Source organism: Microbulbifer maximicatervae (SeqCode) (assembly GCF_052467695.1).
In genome coordinates this window covers 4,989,966-5,007,135 of record NZ_CP174320.1, presented here as the reverse complement: position 1 = coordinate 5,007,135, position 17,170 = coordinate 4,989,966, and the positions used below count along the sequence as shown (strand labels likewise).

Below are 17,170 nucleotides of genomic sequence, written 5' to 3'. Positions count from 1 at the left end.
TATAGTAATCTTAGTCGTTAGCAATCTGGAAAGTATTGAAAGATTACACCTCTAAAAGTTAAGGTGCCCGTTCAAAGAGGCGAAATCAAAACCGGGGTTGGGTGTATTGGTTCTAGCGTTCGAAAAATGACTGTACCTTAAAGATAGGACATGGCCTCTGGAAAAACGGTACCCAAGAGCAAAGTGCAGGGCAAAATTTAGTTTGGTGCTCAATCCGATATCACCGAAGTTCTTTTGGCTTAAGTAGGATGCCCCTGCACCTGCTTCAGCAAATCCACCCTGCAAATCACTCCGGGGGTACCAGCGCAAAATAGGTTTAATTTCGAAAATATTTTGCTGCTGTTTCTCACTTTGATGCTCAATTCGCATATGGGAGTAACTGCCTTGCCCCCACCATTGAAGTGAATTATTGCCGAGACTAAATGAAAGCAGTAAATGGGAGTAGCTAAATCCAGCCATTTCTGAGGCTGAGATAGAGCGATACTGCATCAACTCATTCCCAAGTCCTTTACCTGCACTTGCAATGAATTCGGATTCTGCATGGGTGGGCGGAGTAAGGAAGAGTCCGCCGGCAAAAAAATAGGCACAGTATTTAAAAACACTGCACTTATCGTTAAAAACCACTGGTTTACGCATAGCTTCGCGGTACTAACTGATAGAGCTGTTTTAAAGACTAGTGGGAAAGGCCTCGATGGCAAGCTCTCCAAAGAGGCTTGCCATCGACTTCTTCCTTTTCTAACGCCACTGCCGCTTCAGTTGTCGAAGTGCGTCAGAATGAAGTTGTCGCGCGCGCTCCTGACTAAGCCCCAATTGCTCGCCAATAACTCGAAAAGAGCAATCCTTGTCAGAAATTAATCCATACCGCAAGTTGAGGACTGTCCTTTGTCGTGCGGGGAGGCGGGCAACAGCTTCACGGAGGCGTTGCGCTAGCTCCTGGTTGGTTACAAGCTCATCGGTATTGTAAAGTTCATCAGCAGGTGCGTAGTCCAGTCGGGTACTGCTCTGGTCGTCTGCGACTGGGTCATCGAGAGACCCTGTTGGTCCTGGGAGTTTTAATAAGCTCTGGATTCTCTCAATATCTAGTCCTGTGTGGCGGGCCAGATTGTCATCGGATGCAGGTTGCCCCTGAGCGCGTACTTCACCAATGGCTCTGTAAATCGCTCTTAAATCATCCTGGACATTGGCTGGTTGTCGGACAAGATCTTCGTTGCGCCTTAAAGCTAATTGAATTTCTTGCTGAATCCACCAGTAGGCATAGGTCGAAAAGCGGTATCCCATTTGTGGTTTGAATCGCTCAATGGCTTTCATTAATCCAACATTGCCTTCTTGAATTAAATCGATAAAGGGAACTGATGGGTTGCGAAAGCGTTTTGCGATGGCAATAACCAGGCGCAGATTACATTGGATCAATTTTTTCCGCTGTTGTTGAAAGCGCTGTAGGAGTCCGGTTAACCTGCTGCGGCCGCGCCTATCCAGGAACTTGCTGGTGAGAAGGATTTCAGTGTGGGCAATTATAAGCCCATGGTCGTAGGCGCCTGTGCTTCCACGCTGCTCCACTCCTTCGCTCCGAAGCTGGACCAACTCGGTGCCGCTTTCCTGAAGGTTGGAAATGAGCTTCTCTTCCAGGTCGCGTAATAGACAGGTGGTACTGTGCTCTTCCTCCGGAGTTAATAGCTCAAGCCTGTAAAGGTGCTTGAGATAGCTCTGCATTGGGGTGGTGCCGCTCTCGGAGAGGGTATCACCCGCTGCGTGAATCTCTTCCGTGTCAGGGTCTCGCTCGACCTGGGGGTCGGGCTCGCTGGCACCCTGGCAGGAGTCAGAGAGTGGTTCGCCTGTATCCTTCAGCCATTCTTCATCCCTTGAGTAAAAATGTTCTCGGGACAAGTGCTTAAACCTTCTGTTGGCTGTGTAAGTACTACACGCTGTTTAGTCTCTCAGGCGCTTTTGGCGCCTATTCCTTTCTCACTATAGAAGAGTGTGTAGAATCTGCTGGAGATGGAAGTGGCTAATAAGTCACTATAATTGAGGTGGGGGGGCAGGTGAGGTGGGTGCGCGAGTGGCACCCGCGGGGGATGTAAGGCTTATTTAATACGCTTTACGCGGAGTTTTCGACCGCCGTCGGCTGGCTTCATAAAGAATGAGCCCAGCAAGGCCCTTTCAACAATTACAGAATCACCAACGTTCCAAAATACTCTGCTTGAGTCATTTTGCTTCCACACTTGACCGTTATCAAGGGTAATGAATCGCTTGTTATAGGCACCCATTTGAATAGCCGTTATCTTGGCGTCAATTTTTTCAGGTGCTTCCTCGCTTGCAAGCTTCTGTTCGTGGCCGAAGTCTCTAACCGCATGTTGCTCCAAAGAAGCGGCGATTTGGTCATAGCATGAGAGGCGCTTATTCTGCGATTCAATCTCGGAGCAAGACTTGATTTGGCTGGTGATTGATTGTGCGAAGATTGATGGGGAAAGGAATACGAGCATGCTGAAAATAAGTGCTGTTTTCATGATTCTGGGCACTGGCTTATTTGCTAACTATGAGTTCATTCTGCCTGACAAGATTAGGCTGGACAAATAAATTTGAGAAGATGTTCACACATTTGGGGGAAGTAACATGAAAGAATTTATGGAGTTAATTGTGTAGGCTTGGGTGGCGTGGTATTGGAAGTGCCATGCTGAGACAGCAAAATGACTAAAACCTGCCGATACAAGCAAAACTATAAGGCTAATTATCCGGGGGCGGAAAAATGAAGGGGTTGCTAACACCTGCAGCACTGTTTGCTGTTGTAGTTGGGTATATGTCTTGCGAGGGAATAAGCCTTGTGATGTCTGATCGATCTGCAGCTTATGCTATTAGTGAGCGGGATGATCAGTCCGTTGACTACAACCAGTACTCGGGAGATGCTCAAGATATAGAGCTGTTTGATGGCTCCAACATGATGGAGTTTGAAGGCGATGTATTTGCCGATGCTCCCGAGCATATGCCTCCAATTGGAGAGGGGGTAGACTCAAAAGACAGTGATGACAAGGGCTTCGGTGAGTAGCTATCAAGTGCAATGCCAATAAGGCTTACATGGACAAGTACCCGAGACCGAAGCCCGGATTCTTGTCCAGGAGACGGGGTCTCTATTTCTTCTGGGCGCTGAAGTGCTTCCCACTAACTCCGTTACTGTCTCTGCCCATTAAATAGAGATAGGTGGGCATAATATCTTCTGCAGAGGTTACCGACTGAGGGTTTTCTGCTGGGTAGGCAGTTGCTCGCATTGTTGTACGGGTTGCCCCTGGGTTTAGGGAGTTGACCCGGGTATTGGAAACCCCTTCCAGTTCATCGGCGAGTACCTGCATCAGCCCTTCAGTGGCAAACTTCGATACTGAATAGGCCCCCCAATAGGCTCTCCCTTTAACCCCAACGCTGGAGCTTGTAAAGACAACAGAGCCGGCTTCTGATTCCTCTAGCAGGGGCAGCATTGCCTTTGTTAGTCCAAATGCCGCATTAACATTCACCTGCATTACCTGTTGCCAAGTGTTGAAATTGTAATTGCCGATAGGGGTGCGTTGCCCGAGCAGGCCGGCATTGTGCAGGAGTCCATCCAGGCGGCCAAACTCGTTGCGAATAGCTTCTGCGAGGCTCTCGAAATCCTCTATTTTTGCCGTACCCAGGTCCATGGGGAAAATAGCCGGCTGTGGTCCACCGGCAGCCTCGATTTCGTCATAGACTGCTTCTAACTTGGGAGTTGTACGGCCTAGCAAAATTACTGTCGCCCCGTAAGCGGCAAAAGTCTTTGCTGCAGTTTTACCTATGCCGTCTCCGGCACCGGTGATAAGAATAATTTTGCTCTTTAATAGGTCGGAGGGCGCTTGATAGTCGCCAACAAAGTCTGACATGAAATATCCCGATACTGTCACCGGGCTTGGGTGCCCGGTATTGCTTCAAGTTTCAAAAATAGTGTTGTTCTAGAAGGGGCCAAATTTCATTGGCGGAATTTACCAGGTGGTCTGCCCCCCAATTGGCGGGGTTGTCTGTAGAGTCAATATAACCATACCCGCAAGCGATAGTTGGCATACCAGCCTTTTGGCCGGCGATGATATCGCGCTTGTGGTCGCCGATATAAATTGCTTCAGCGGGAGCGCAGCCAATCTGGCTGCAGGCTAAAAATAGGGGCTCGGGGTCCGGCTTGGATTTGCTGACGTGGTCAGGGCAAACAATTGCAGAGGCTGGCGGTAGATGGGTAAAAGCCTCCATCAGAGGAGTGGTGTAGGCCTCCGGTTTATTGGTGACAATCCCCCAGGGAAGGTTTTTTTCAACCAGGTTGTCGAGCAGATTGTCGATACCGGGGAAAGTGGTCGTCTTCTCTGCAAGATGTGCCAAGTAGAGGTCCAGCAACCTTTGCAATAATCCTGGGAAGGCGGGGTCACCTTCTTCTTTGTTAAACCCCAATGTGACTAGCGCCCTGGAACCATTGGATACAGTTCCCCGGATCGTCTCGTCAGGCAGTGGAGGTAACTGTTCCTGTTGGCGCAGTTGATTTAATACAACAATAAAATCTGGCGCTGTATCAAGCAGGGTACCATCCAGGTCAAATAAAACGGCTTTCATTTTGCAGTTCACTTATTCTGGTTTGCTGGCATACATCAAATAATTGACGTCGACATCCCGGGGGTTCAATTTGTAGCTTCGGGTAACCGGGTTATAAGTCATACCGGTTATATCGTGCGCTTCCAGGGACTCATCGCGCAGCCAGGCGCCCATTTCTGAGGGGCGGATAAACTTGCTGTATTCATGAGTGCCCTTGGGCAGTAAGCGTAGGACATATTCTGCTCCGACTACGGCAAACAGCCACCCTTTAGGGGTGCGGTTGATCGTAGAGAAAAATAGCTTGCCGCCAGGTTTTACAAGTTTTGCGCAGGCGCGAATGACAGAAGAGGGGTCTGGTACATGCTCAAGCATCTCCAGGCAGGTAACAATATCAAAGCTCTCGGGCGCTTCTTCTGCCAGGTCCTCTACTGCCACTTTGCGATAATTGACGCTGACGCCACTTTCGAGGGCGTGGAGTTTGGCGACATTGAGTGGGGCTTCCCCTAGATCGATACCAGTGACATCGGCTCCCCTCTGCGCCATGGCTTCAGCCAGGATGCCACCACCACAGCCCACATCGAGGAGCTTCTTACCGGCAACCGGAGCATGCCCGTCAATGTAATTTGCGCGTAGTGGATTGATTTCGTGTAGTGGTTTGAACTCGCCTTCCTTGTCCCACCAGCGGCTGGCAAGTTGCTCAAATTTGGCGATTTCTGAGGGATCTACATTGCTCATGAACTTCTCTGCAAACTCCGTCGCTCGTAACCGGCATTTTTCAGTGATTGGGCCGGAATCAGTTATCTAGCGTAAATTTCCGCTGATTCTATCACGCCATATTTGCGCCCGCTGGATAACCTCAGTTTCGTTTAAGGTTTGTAGCTGGCGCTCCTTTAAAAGTTGTCGCCCTGCAACCCAGACATCGCTGACATTGTGTCCTCCGTTGGCATAAATCAACTGGGACACTGGGTCATGCAAAGGCTGCTGTTCTAGACCGCCGAGATTGATAGCAGCAATGTCTGCGCTTTTGCCTACTTCCAGGCTTCCGGTTATATCTTCAATTCCCAGTGCTTTGGCTCCGTTGATGGTCGCCATGCTCAGTGTCTGATGCGCGGGTAGGGCTGTTGCGTTCCCGCTAACAGCTTTTGCCAGTAGTGCGGCTGTGTTGGCTTCGGAGAACAGGTCTTGGGTGTTATTGCTCGCAGCGCCATCGGTGCCAAGGGATACGTTGATGCCGGCTTCCAGCATGTCATAGGCTGGGCAGAAGCCTGAGGCGAGCTTGAGATTAGATGATGGGCAGTGAGAAACATGGGCGCCACTTGAACTCACTAGCTCAATGTCTCGTTGATTAGTGGCCACCATATGTACACAAAGTGTCTGCGGCCCCAGCAGCCCAAGGCGGAATAGCCGTTCGGTGGGCCGCTCTCCATTAGCGTTCAGGGCGCTTTCAACTTCAGCGCGGGTCTCGTGGAGGTGCATTTGCATGGGGATCTGCGCTTCGGCAGAGCAGACTGCAATTTTTTCCAGTGTTTTATCTCCCACCGTATAGGGGGCGTGGGGTGCAAATACCACCTCAATTCGATCGTGCGCACGGTAATCATCGCGTAACGCCAATCCTTTGTGCAGGGCCTCATCGCTATTGCGGCTCCAGGGGGTTGGGGCATCCAGCACGGGGAAGGCGATATGGGCCCTGATTCCGCTCTCCCGCGCAGCAATGGCGACGGCTTCCGGGAAGAAGTACTGATCAGAAAAAGTAGTAGTACCAGAGCGCAGCATCTCGGCAATCGCTTGCCGGCTGCCGTCAGCTACAAATTGCGGACCGACCCAGCGTTGCTCTGTCGGCCAGATGTGCTGCTCCAGCCACTCTTTAAGGGGGCGGTCATCAGCGTAGCCGCGCAATAGCGTCATGGGCGCATGGTTGTGAGTATTAATTAACCCTGGAATTAGTGCGTGTTGCCCCAGGTCGACTTCATCTGTTGCCCTAAAACGAATTGAGGCCTCAGCTGTGGGTACCAGGGCAGAGATTTTGCCCTTTTCTATTGCGAGCGAACAATTTTCGTACACTTTTTTCTCGGGTACGACGGGTATGATCCAGCGTGCGTGGATCAGGGTATCGACAGCTTGTTGCATGAGGACTTATCTGGTGGCTGCTGTGGGGGTGTTTTACTGTAGCCGCAGTCAAAGGGGGCGACAACTGTGGTTTGGGTTGCAGTTTTATATCTCATAGTCCTGCGGCTCCAAACATCTCAAACTATGGTAGAATCGCCCGCTTATCCCGGGCACAGTACGTACGCCCGCGCTATAAAAGGAACGCCGTAAGCCATGGGCGAATTAGCCAAAGAAATCTCTCCGATTAATATCGAAGAAGAACTCAAGCAGTCTTATCTCGACTATGCCATGAGCGTGATTGTCGGGCGCGCACTGCCGGATGTACGCGATGGCCTCAAGCCGGTACACCGCCGCGTGCTTTACGCGATGAGCGAGCTTAAAAACGACTGGAATAAACCTTACAAGAAATCAGCGCGTGTCGTTGGTGATGTAATCGGTAAATATCACCCGCACGGAGACACAGCGGTCTACGACACTATTGTGCGTATGGCGCAGCCGTTTTCTATGCGTTACACCTTGGTAGATGGCCAGGGTAACTTCGGTTCTATCGATGGTGACAGTCCAGCTGCCATGCGATACACCGAGATTCGTATGGATAAGTTGGCCCACGAGCTACTGTCCGATCTCGATAAAGAAACTGTTAATTTTGTCGATAACTACGATGGTTCTGAGCAAATGCCGGAGGTATTGCCTTCGCGTGTGCCGAACCTCTTGGTCAATGGTTCCTCCGGTATTGCGGTGGGCATGGCCACCAATATCCCTCCCCATAACCTGGGTGAGGTGATCAAGGCTTGTCTGGCTCTGATCAATAATTCCGAGTTGACCGTCGACGACCTGATGGAGTACATCCCCGGGCCGGACTTCCCCACTGGCGCCATCATCAATGGCCGTGCCGGTATCCTGCTGGCCTACCGCACTGGCCGTGGGCGCATTTATGTGCGTGCCAAAGCAGATGTGATCCGCGATGACAAGACCAATCGCGAAACCATCATCATTACTGAGATCCCCTTCCAGCTGAATAAGGCGCGCTTGATCGAGCGTATAGCTGAGCTGGTGAAAGAGAAAAAGATCGAGGGTATCTCTGAGCTGCGCGACGAATCCGACAAAGACGGCTTGCGCGTAGTGATTGAGCTTAAGCGGGGAGAGCTGGGTGATGTGGTTCTGAATAACCTCTATTCCCAGACCCAGCTGGAAAGCGTATTCGGTATCAATATGGTAGCCCTGGTCGATGGCCAGCCCAAGGTATTGAATCTCAAAGAGCTGCTCGAGCACTTTATTCGCCACCGTCAGGAAGTCGTTACCCGCCGTACGGTCTACCTGTTGCGCAAAGCCCGCGAGCGCGGTCATATTCTGGAAGGTCTGGCGATTGCCATTGCCAATATCGATCCGGTAATCGAGCTGATCAAATCTTCCGCCACGCCGGCAGATGCTCGCGAGGCGTTGCTGGCTAAAGGCTGGCCTGTGGGCAATGTACAGCAGTTCCTGGAGCGGGCTGGTGCCGATGCCTGCCGTCCAGATGATCTGCCGCAAGAATTTGGTTTGCGCGACGACGCTTACTACTTGTCTCCGGCCCAGGCCCAGGCAATTCTCGAATTGCGCCTGCACCGCCTGACGGGCATGGAGCACGACAAGCTGCTGGCAGAATACCAGGATCGACTGGAGCAGATTGCTGAATATCTGCATATCCTCGGTAGTTTCGAGCGTCTGATGGAAGTGATCCGCGAAGAGTTAGAGCAGCTGTCAAAGGACTTTAACGATGAGCGTCGTACCGATATCGTTGCGTCTCGCCAGGATCTGACTGTTGAAGACCTGATTACCCCGGAAGACAAGGTAGTAACTATCTCCCACGGTGGTTACGCCAAGAGCCAGCCTCTGACCGATTACCAGGCCCAGCGCCGTGGCGGTATGGGTAAATCCGCGACCCAGGTAAAAGACGAGGACTTCGTCGAGCATCTATTGATCGCCAACTCCCATGACACCCTTCTGTGCTTCTCCAATAAGGGCAAGGTGTACTGGCTGAAAGTCTACGAAGTGCCCACCGCTGGCCGAGCCTCCCGTGGTCGCCCAATGGTTAATATGCTGCCCCTGGAAGAGGGCGAGCGTATCAGTAGCATGATGCCGGTGTCTGAGTACGATGAAAATCACTTTATCTTCTTCACCACTGCCAATGGCACCGTGAAGAAAACCCCCCTCACCGCTTTTGCCCGCCCCCGCAGTGTTGGTTTGCGTGCAATTGAACTGGAGGAGGGCGATCGCCTGGTAGCCACTGCGATTACCGATGGTGAGCGCGATGTAGCGCTGTTTACTAGCGCCGGTAAGGCAGCGCGCTTCTCCGAGTCCAATGTGCGCTCTATGGGCCGTGTTTCCCGTGGTGTTCGCGGTATTCGTATGCAGGAAGGTCAGCAGGTTATCGCTATGGTTATCCCTGAAGAGGGTGGCTCTGTGATGATGGCTACTGAGAATGGTTACGGTAAGCGCACAGCTATCAGCGAATTCCCCACTAAGGGACGCGGTACCCAGGGTGTTATTGCGATCGCGGAAAGTGAACGTAACGGTGCCTTGGTTGGGGCCTGTCAGGTGCACCCAGGTGAGGAGATGATGTTGATCTCCGACCAGGGCACTCTGGTGCGTACCCGTGTTGATGAAGTCTCTGTACTTGGGCGCAACACGCAGGGGGTGCGAGTGATTCGCCTGAAGACTGGCGAGAAGCTGGTTGGTCTCGGTCGCATTGAAGAGACCGAAGATGACGGTGAAGAAAACGGTGGGGAAGAGTGACCCACCGCTCCAGACCACTAAGAAAGGCTGCGTTTATCGCGGCCTTTCTTGCCTTTGGCTCCCACGAAAAACGCTAAAGGCGCGATATCTATCCCCCTGAATGGCAATTTGTGCGTAGACACATCTAGTTGTATTTGAAACCTTTTTTGTATTGTGGAAATCAGCTCATGAGGAAGTTTAATTTCTGTGCAGGCCCTGCCGCTTTACCGCAGCCCGTACTGGAGCGGGCGCAAAGGGAGTTGCTCGATTGGCAAGGGCTCGGTTGCTCTGTAATGGAGGTCAGCCACCGCTCTCCAGAGTTTGTTGAGGTAGCTGAGCGGGCCGAACAGGACCTCCGCGATCTGCTCAGTGTGCCGAGCAACTACAAAGTGTTGTTTCTTCAGGGCGGGGCAACTGGGCAATTCAGTGCCGTGCCCTGGAATCTTCTCGGTGCCGGCTCATCCAAAGCTGAATTTATACACTCCGGTAGTTGGGCGGCCAAAGCGATTAAAGAAGCTCGCCGCTACGGTGAGGTAAATGTGGTTGCATCCAGTGAGGATCGCAACTTCAGCTATGCACCTGCGGCAGACAGCTGGCAGTCGAGTGGTGATGCGGCTTATTTCCACTATACCCCCAACGAGACGATTGGCGGTGTTGAGTTTGGCTATGTGCCGGAAGTGGAGTGCCCGCTAGTGGCGGATATGTCCTCAACTATTTTGTCTCAACCGATTGAGGTGGAAAAGTTCGGCGTTATCTATGCCGGCGCGCAGAAAAACATTGGCCCCTCAGGTATCGCTGTAGCCTTGATTCGGGATGATTTACTCGATCGCTCACTGGAAAATATTCCTCGCAGTTTGAGCTGGAAGGTGGCTGCAGAAGCGGGCTCTATGGATAACACGCCACCTACTTTCGCTTGGTACTTGTCTGGTCTTGTCTTCCAGTGGTTGAAAGGTCAGGGGGGGGTTGATGCGATGGCTAAGCAGGCCGATGCTAAATCCAAAATGCTGTACGACTTCCTCGACAGCAGTGACTTTTTCTCCAGTCCGGTTGAGGAGGGAAGTCGCTCCCGCATGAATGTGCCCTTTGTGTTGGCTGACGACCGCCTGGATAAGCAGTTTTTGATTGAGTCAGAAGGAGCGGGTTTGTTGAGCTTAAAGGGGCACCGCTCTGTGGGTGGTATGCGCGCGTCGCTATATAACGCCGTTCCCATGGAGGCAGTGGAAGCGCTTGTAGCATTTATGGCGGATTTTGAAGCGCGCAAGGCTTAGGTGGTTAATTCAATCTTGATGATTTCTAGAGAAAGTAGATAAACGAATGGCAGAGGAAACTGTGAGTGGTGACCAGCGACTGCTGGAGCTGCGCAATCAGATCGACAGTATTGATGGAGAGATTGCTCGCTTAATTAGTGAGCGGGCTCGCTGCGCCCTGGAGGTTGCAGAGGTTAAGAAAGCTACTGGCGAGGATGCTCTCTATTATCGGCCGGAGCGTGAAGCACAAGTGCTGCGCAAGGCTATGGAGCGCAATAATGGCCCGCTGACTGATGAAGAAATGGCGCGACTGTTTCGCGAAATTATGTCGGCCTGCCTGGCCTTGGAAGAGCCTGTCAAAGTGGCCTACCTGGGCCCTGAGGGTACCTTTACCCAGCAGGCGGCATTAAAGCACTTCGGCAACTCTGCCCAGAGCCGGCCGCTGGCGGCAATCGATGAAGTTTTCCGTGAAGTAGAGGCAGGTGCCGTCAGTTACGGTGTTGTGCCGGTAGAAAACTCTACCGAAGGGGTGATCAACCACACCCTGGACAACTTTATGCACTCCAACCTGAGTATCTGCGGTGAGGTGGAGCTGCGAATCCATCATCACTTGATGATCTCAGATGTAACGCGCCCAGAGTCAATCACTCGTATTTATTCCCATGCGCAGAGCCTGGCGCAGTGCCGCAAGTGGCTTGATGCCCATTATCCCAATGTGGAGCGTGTGGCGGTTGCCAGCAATGCGGATGCGGCTAAGCGCGTTAAGGGTGAGTGGAATGCTGCGGCGATAGCTGGCGATATGGCAGCGGAACTCTACGGACTGAAGGTGCTGTCGGAGAAAATAGAAGATCGTCCGGATAATTCCACCCGCTTCTTGATTATTGGTACCCAGCAAGTACCTGCGAGTGGGGATGATAAGACCTCATTGATGGTATCAATGCGCAATGAGCCAGGTGCTCTGCACGATCTTCTGGAGCCGTTTCGTCGCTACAGTGTCGATTTGACTCGGGTAGAGACCCGGCCATCGCAGTCTGGCAATTGGACCTATGTGTTCTTTATCGATTTTAGCGGCCACCGCGATACCCAGGGAATTGCCGAGGCGCTAAAAGAGGTTGGAGGCTGTGCCTCAGATCTGAAAGTGCTGGGTTCCTACCCTCGCGGAGTGCTGTGATGGCGCAAGCTCAAATTGGCCGACTGCTGGTTGTTGGGATCGGTTTAATTGGGGGGAGTTTTGCCCTTGCAGTGAAAGCTGCCAGGGCTTGCCGAGAGGTTATCGGGGTCGCTCTGGAAGAGAGTGTCTGCGATGAAGCCAGGGCGCTTGGTATTGTTGATCGGGCCAGCACCAGTCTCGAGCTGGTATTGCCGCAGCTGGAGCCGGGCGATTTGGTGTTTGTGGCTGTGCCGACACTGGCGATTGAGTCTGTATTCGCGCAGCTGAAAGAACACCTGCCGGCGGGAGTCACCGTGACAGATGGTGCCAGCGTAAAAGGTAGCGTGGTGGCAGCGGCAGAAAAAGTGTGGGGGAGTGCTCCAGATTTTCTGGTGCCAGGACACCCAATTGCTGGTTCTGAAAAAAGTGGTGTTACCGCGGTGAGAGATGACCTCTATAGGGATCACCGCATTATCCTGACGCCGCTTGCGAATACAGGGGCTGCTCATTTGCAGCTCGTGGAGCGAGCATGGCAGGCCGTGGGAGCTGAGCCCCTGACAATGTCAGTGGAGGAGCACGACGAGGTTCTGGCTGCTACGAGCCATCTTCCCCATGTCATCGCTTTTAGCCTTGTGGACACTTTGGCCCACGATGCGGAAAACGAAAATATCTTCCGCTATGCGGCGGGTGGCTTCCGTGATTTCACTCGTATCGCTTCCAGTGACCCGGTGATGTGGCGAGATATTATGCTCGCCAATCGGGACGCCATCTTAAAGGCCATTGACCTATACAGCCTCAACCTTTCTTCCCTGCGCGACGCTATTGCCTCCGGTGATAGCGCTGCCCTGATGGGGGTTTTTACCCGCGCCAAAGCGGCACGGGATCACTTTACCAAAATGTTGGCAAAACAAGCGTATTCGGAACCTATGCAAGAACAAGAGATTACTTTTATCGTGCAGCCGGGCGAGGCTGTAAATGGCAAGCTCAGGGTGCCGGGGGACAAATCGATGTCACACCGCTCAATTATGCTGGGCTCCCTGGCCGAGGGAGTTACAGAAGTTGAGGGCTTCCTGGAGGGTGAGGATGCACTGGCAACCCTGCAGGCTTTCCGTGATATGGGGGTCGTAATTGAGGGGCCGGACAATGGTCGGGTTGTAATTCATGGCGTGGGCCTTAATGGTTTGCAGGCACCGCCTGGACCGCTATATCTCGGTAATTCCGGGACCTCCATGCGTCTGTTGGCTGGATTGCTTGCTGGGCAGGATTTCGACGTAACACTCACTGGCGATGAGTCCCTGTCAAAGCGCCCGATGAATCGCGTGGCTAACCCCCTGCGAGAGATGGGTGCAAATATTGAGACTGGCCCGGAAGGCCGTCCGCCGCTTTTAATTAAAGGTGGTAGTGCGTTGAAAGGGATCGATTACCCGCTGCCGATGGCCAGTGCCCAGGTGAAATCAGCGGTATTGCTGGCTGGGCTCTATAGTGAGGGTCAAACGTCTACCGTTGAGCCGGCGCCCACTAGAGATCATACCGAGCGCATGCTGCAGGGCTTTGGTTATAAGGTGGAGCGGGATGGTGCTCAGGCTAAGTTGGCGGGCGGCGGCTCACTGAAATCCTGTCGCATCGATGTGCCTGCCGATATTTCTTCAGCCGCATTCTTTATGGTTGCTGCCGCTATCTCTCCCGGTTCTGATGTTGTACTGGAGCATGTGGGGATCAATCCGACCCGCGATGGGGTTATCAATATCCTCCGTGCAATGGGCGGCAATGTCGAATTGCTGAATATGCGTGAAGTGGGCGGTGAGCCGGTGGCGGATATTCGCGTTCGCTATGCGCCCTTGAAGGGAATTCGTATCCCTGAGGATCAGGTACCCCTGGCGATTGATGAGTTTCCCGCACTGTTTGTTGCGGCAGCTTGTGCAGAAGGTGAGACCGTCCTGACTGGTGCGGAGGAGTTACGGGTCAAAGAGAGTGACCGGATTCAGGCGATGGCAAATGGCTTGATTGCACTTGGGGTAAAAGCTGAGCCAACACCGGACGGTATCGTGATCCAGGGCTGCAAAGAGGGTGCGGTATTTTCTGGAGGCACCGTCGATAGCTTGGGGGATCACCGTATTGCTATGGCGTTTGCAGTGTCATCGCTGCGCGCAAAGGATACAATCCGCATCCTTCACTGCGCCAATGTGGCGACCTCATTCCCGAACTTTGCCGAACTGGCAACGGGCGCGGGTCTCAAGTTGCAGTTGGCGTGACACGGACATTCAGGTTTGGGCGGTTGTGATTCGTTTGAGCGCATCCGCCAGAGATGTTGAGTTGTATAGATAATATGAGTGATACAAACGGGTTGCCACCAGTAGTTACCATTGATGGTCCCAGTGGTTCGGGCAAGGGGACCATTGCAAAGCTTTTGGCTGATCGCCTGAAATTTTCCCTGTTGGACTCCGGGGCCCTTTATCGGGCTGCAGCTTTGGCCGCACTTAATAAGGAAGTTGACCTCTCCAATGACAAGTTGCTGACCGAATTGGCGAAAGATCTCGATGTGCGCTTTACCGTGAATGCCGGTCAGTTGCAGGTGTGGCTGGAAGAGAGTGACGTCACCGCAGATATCCGTATGGAGCGGGTAAGCATGGCCGCTTCCAAGGTCGCGGCAATTCCCGGAGTGCGGGCAGCGCTGCTGCAGCGCCAGCGGGACTTCCGTCAAGCCCCCGGCTTGGTTGCCGATGGTCGGGATATGGGCACTACCGTGTTTCCCGACGCGCCGGTCAAGGTTTACCTAACCGCCAGCGCTGAGGAGCGCGCTAACAGGCGTTTCGCTCAGTTGCAGGAGAAGGGGGTTTCTGTTAGCCTCCGCGACCTGCTGGAGGACATCCGTGCCCGAGATGCACAGGACATGAACAGAAAAGCCTCCCCCCTGGCTCCCGCTGAGGATGCGGTTGAGCTGGATAGTACGGGGGTGGGTATCGATGAAGTCCTCCGAAAAGTGCTCGATTTGGTTCAGGACCGTATTTCACCCTGAAGTTCGGGCAGTAAATAGTTTTCTAACGACAGCGGCCGGGATCAGCCAGAATCGCCCGGCCGTTATCGTAATCCGACCCGCGTGCTGGCAGCGCGGTTGGGGTCGCGGCTGGCGGTTGACTAGACTTAACAGTTACCAACGGCTGGACCCAGCACTATAGGTAATGTAATGAGCGAGAGCTTTGCTGATCTATTTGAAGAGAGCCTGAAAAGCGTTGAAATGGCACCGGGCGCAATTGTTACTGGTGTTGTAATCGACGTAGATAAAGACTGGGTTACCGTTCACGCGGGCCTGAAGTCTGAAGGCGTTATCCCTGCTGCACAATTCGCCAACGATAAAGGTGAAGTTGAGCTGCAGGTGGGCGACGAAGTACAGGTTGCCCTGGAAGCTGTAGAAGACGGTTTCGGTGAAACCCGTCTGTCCCGCGAAAAAGCCAAGCGCGCTGAAGCCTGGAAAATCCTCGACGCAGCTCACGCAGCTGACGAAGTGGTTAAAGGTGTTATCAGCGGTAAGGTTAAAGGTGGCTTTACTGTTGATGTTGCCAATATCCGTGCGTTCCTGCCCGGCTCTCTGGTTGACGTTCGTCCGGTTCGCGACACCGCGCACCTGGAAGGTAAAGAGCTCGAGTTCAAAGTTATCAAGCTGGACTCCAAGCGCAACAACGTAGTTGTTTCCCGCCGCGCCGTTATGGAAGCTGCCACCTCCGAAGAGCGTGAAGCTCTGCTGGAAAGCCTGCAGGAAGGCATGAGCGTCAAGGGTATCGTGAAGAACCTGACCGACTACGGTGCTTTCGTAGACCTGGGCGGTATCGACGGCCTGCTGCACATCACCGATATGGCTTGGAAGCGCATCAAGCACCCGAGCGAGATCGTGAACGTTGGCGACGAGATCGAAGTAAAAGTACTGAAGTTCGACCGCGAGCGCAGCCGTGTATCCCTTGGCCTGAAGCAGTTGGGCGAAGATCCTTGGGTATCCATCAAGCAGCGTTACCCAGAGAACAGCCGCGTGAAGGCGGTTGTAACCAACCTGACCGACTACGGCTGCTTTGCCGAGCTGGAAGAAGGTGTGGAAGGTCTGGTACACGTTTCCGAAATGGATTGGACCAACAAGAACATTCACCCGTCCAAAGTTGTCCAGGTTGGCGACGAGGTAGAGGTGATGATCCTGGATATCGACGAAGAGCGTCGTCGTATCTCCCTGGGTATCAAGCAGTGCCAGGAAAATCCGTGGGATGCCTTCGCGCGTAAATTCGCTAAGGGCGACAAGATCTCCGGTAAGATCAAGTCCATCACTGACTTCGGTATCTTCATTGGTCTCGACGGCAGTATCGACGGTCTGGTTCACCTGTCCGACATCTCCTGGAACGAAGCTGGCGAAGAAGCTGTTCGCAAGTTCAAGAAAGGCGACGAAATCGAGACTGTTATCCTGGGTATCGATTCCGAGCGTGAGCGTATCTCCCTGGGCATCAAGCAGCTGGAGTCCGATCCGTTCTCAGACTACGTTACCACCAGCGATCGCGGCAGCATCGTTGTAGGTACTGTTAAGGAAGTTGACGCTAAGCAAGCAGTAATCACCCTGGCGGACGAAGTGGAAGGCGTACTGCGTGCTTCTGAAATCAGCCGCGACAAGGTTGAAGATGCTCGCAACGTTCTGAAAGAAGGCGAAGAAGTAGAAGCTAAGATCACCAGCGTGGATCGCAAGAACCGCGTGATCAGCCTGTCTATCAAAGCCAAAGACCAGGACGACGAGAAGCAAGCTATCAAGGATCACAGCAAGAAGCAGTCTGAACAAGTTCAGCCCGCTACTATCGGTGACCTGATTAAGGCGCAAATGAACAACAAAGACTAATTGTCTTTGAGTGTTCACAGCTCCAAATGGATCATTTGGAGCGACCCGAAAGCCGGACTGGGGTTGCCCAGTCCGGCTTTCTATTAGATGATTGGTGCTCTACCCCAGAATAATCAATGACTTACAAAGGTTGCGGAGCGCATGACCAAGTCCGAACTGATCGAAAGGATTGCGTTGAGGTTGGATCAGCTGCCAGTTAAGGATGTAGAGCTGGCGGTAAAAGTGGTGCTCGACACCATGTCAGATGCCCTGTCCCAGGGTGAGCGTATAGAGATACGCGGCTTTGGTAGCTTTTCTCTTCACTATCGAGCCCCGCGTACGGGCCGGAATCCCAAAACTGGGGACGCCGTTGATCTCGCCGGGAAATATGTCCCGCATTTCAAGCCTGGCAAAGAGTTGCGCGACAGAGTGAATCGAAGTATGCACGATGAGGCAAGTATCGAAGTATGATTAGACTCCCTGGCAGCAGTGTGGATA

The 17,170-nt window shown here is 52.9% G+C and carries 15 protein-coding genes; 8 read left to right on the top strand and 7 right to left on the bottom strand.

The window, feature by feature from the left end:
- Positions 1 to 51: 51 nt before the first annotated feature.
- From ACJJI8_RS22020 to ACJJI8_RS22010, 3 genes are all read right to left on the bottom strand, one after another.
- The gene (locus ACJJI8_RS22020) at positions 52 to 636 is read right to left on the bottom strand and encodes an acyloxyacyl hydrolase (protein ID WP_444917733.1); all 585 of its coding nucleotides are present in this window, start codon (positions 634 to 636) and stop codon (positions 52 to 54) included.
- Between the two features lie 99 nt (positions 637 to 735).
- Positions 736 to 1,884, bottom strand: coding sequence for a sigma-70 family RNA polymerase sigma factor (locus tag ACJJI8_RS22015; protein ID WP_444907750.1), 1,149 nt, complete (start codon positions 1,882 to 1,884; stop codon positions 736 to 738).
- Between the two features lie 197 nt (positions 1,885 to 2,081).
- Complete coding sequence (locus ACJJI8_RS22010; protein WP_444933748.1) at positions 2,082 to 2,504, bottom strand: hypothetical protein; 423 nt, start codon at positions 2,502 to 2,504, stop codon at positions 2,082 to 2,084.
- Positions 2,505 to 2,743: 239 nt separating this feature from the next.
- Between ACJJI8_RS22010 and ACJJI8_RS22005 the strand changes: the two genes are divergently transcribed.
- Positions 2,744 to 3,040 carry a hypothetical protein gene (locus ACJJI8_RS22005; protein ID WP_444933747.1) on the top strand — a complete coding sequence of 99 codons (297 nt, stop codon included), beginning with the start codon at positions 2,744 to 2,746 and terminating at the stop codon, positions 3,038 to 3,040.
- 82 nt (positions 3,041 to 3,122) lie between these two features.
- On the opposite strand, the gene ACJJI8_RS22000 is transcribed toward ACJJI8_RS22005, so the two are convergent.
- The 4 genes from ACJJI8_RS22000 to ACJJI8_RS21985 form a co-directional block, all read right to left on the bottom strand.
- Complete coding sequence (locus ACJJI8_RS22000; protein WP_444907753.1) at positions 3,123 to 3,881, bottom strand: YciK family oxidoreductase; 759 nt, start codon at positions 3,879 to 3,881, stop codon at positions 3,123 to 3,125.
- A gap of 52 nt (positions 3,882 to 3,933) precedes the next feature.
- On the bottom strand, positions 3,934 to 4,593 hold the full coding sequence (locus ACJJI8_RS21995; RefSeq protein WP_413662676.1) for an HAD family hydrolase: 660 nt from the start codon (positions 4,591 to 4,593) through the stop codon (positions 3,934 to 3,936).
- 12 nt (positions 4,594 to 4,605) lie between these two features.
- Positions 4,606 to 5,307: a bifunctional 2-polyprenyl-6-hydroxyphenol methylase/3-demethylubiquinol 3-O-methyltransferase UbiG gene (gene ubiG, locus ACJJI8_RS21990; protein ID WP_444933746.1), complete on the bottom strand. Its 702-nt coding sequence runs from the start codon at positions 5,305 to 5,307 to the stop codon at positions 4,606 to 4,608.
- 66 nt (positions 5,308 to 5,373) lie between these two features.
- Positions 5,374 to 6,699: a TRZ/ATZ family hydrolase gene (locus ACJJI8_RS21985; RefSeq protein WP_444933745.1), complete on the bottom strand. Its 1,326-nt coding sequence runs from the start codon at positions 6,697 to 6,699 to the stop codon at positions 5,374 to 5,376.
- Positions 6,700 to 6,891: 192 nt separating this feature from the next.
- Here ACJJI8_RS21985 and gyrA point away from each other — a divergent pair, with 192 nt between their 5' ends.
- The 7 genes from gyrA to ihfB all read left to right on the top strand — a co-directional run bounded on the left by gyrA (position 6,892) and on the right by ihfB (position 17,143).
- Entirely contained in the window at positions 6,892 to 9,453 is a 2,562-nt protein-coding gene (gene gyrA / locus ACJJI8_RS21980) for a DNA gyrase subunit A (RefSeq protein ID WP_444933744.1), read from the top strand.
- Positions 9,454 to 9,620: 167 nt separating this feature from the next.
- Positions 9,621 to 10,700: a 3-phosphoserine/phosphohydroxythreonine transaminase gene (gene serC / locus ACJJI8_RS21975; protein WP_444897941.1), complete on the top strand. Its 1,080-nt coding sequence runs from the start codon at positions 9,621 to 9,623 to the stop codon at positions 10,698 to 10,700.
- 46 nt (positions 10,701 to 10,746) lie between these two features.
- The gene (gene pheA, locus ACJJI8_RS21970; protein WP_282932042.1) at positions 10,747 to 11,850 is read left to right on the top strand and encodes a prephenate dehydratase; all 1,104 of its coding nucleotides are present in this window, start codon (positions 10,747 to 10,749) and stop codon (positions 11,848 to 11,850) included.
- Positions 11,850 to 14,081: a bifunctional prephenate dehydrogenase/3-phosphoshikimate 1-carboxyvinyltransferase gene (locus ACJJI8_RS21965; RefSeq protein WP_444933743.1), complete on the top strand. Its 2,232-nt coding sequence runs from the start codon at positions 11,850 to 11,852 to the stop codon at positions 14,079 to 14,081. Before pheA ends, ACJJI8_RS21965 begins: the two co-directional genes overlap by 1 nt.
- Before the next feature lie 74 nt (positions 14,082 to 14,155).
- Complete coding sequence (cmk, locus tag ACJJI8_RS21960) at positions 14,156 to 14,845, top strand: (d)CMP kinase (protein WP_444933742.1); 690 nt, start codon at positions 14,156 to 14,158, stop codon at positions 14,843 to 14,845.
- Between the two features lie 168 nt (positions 14,846 to 15,013).
- Positions 15,014 to 16,693: a 30S ribosomal protein S1 gene (gene rpsA, locus ACJJI8_RS21955; protein ID WP_413662670.1), complete on the top strand. Its 1,680-nt coding sequence runs from the start codon at positions 15,014 to 15,016 to the stop codon at positions 16,691 to 16,693.
- Positions 16,694 to 16,834: 141 nt separating this feature from the next.
- Positions 16,835 to 17,143, top strand: a complete 309-nt coding sequence (ihfB, locus tag ACJJI8_RS21950; RefSeq protein ID WP_282932044.1) for an integration host factor subunit beta — start codon at positions 16,835 to 16,837, stop codon at positions 17,141 to 17,143.
- Positions 17,144 to 17,170: the final 27 nt, after the last annotated feature.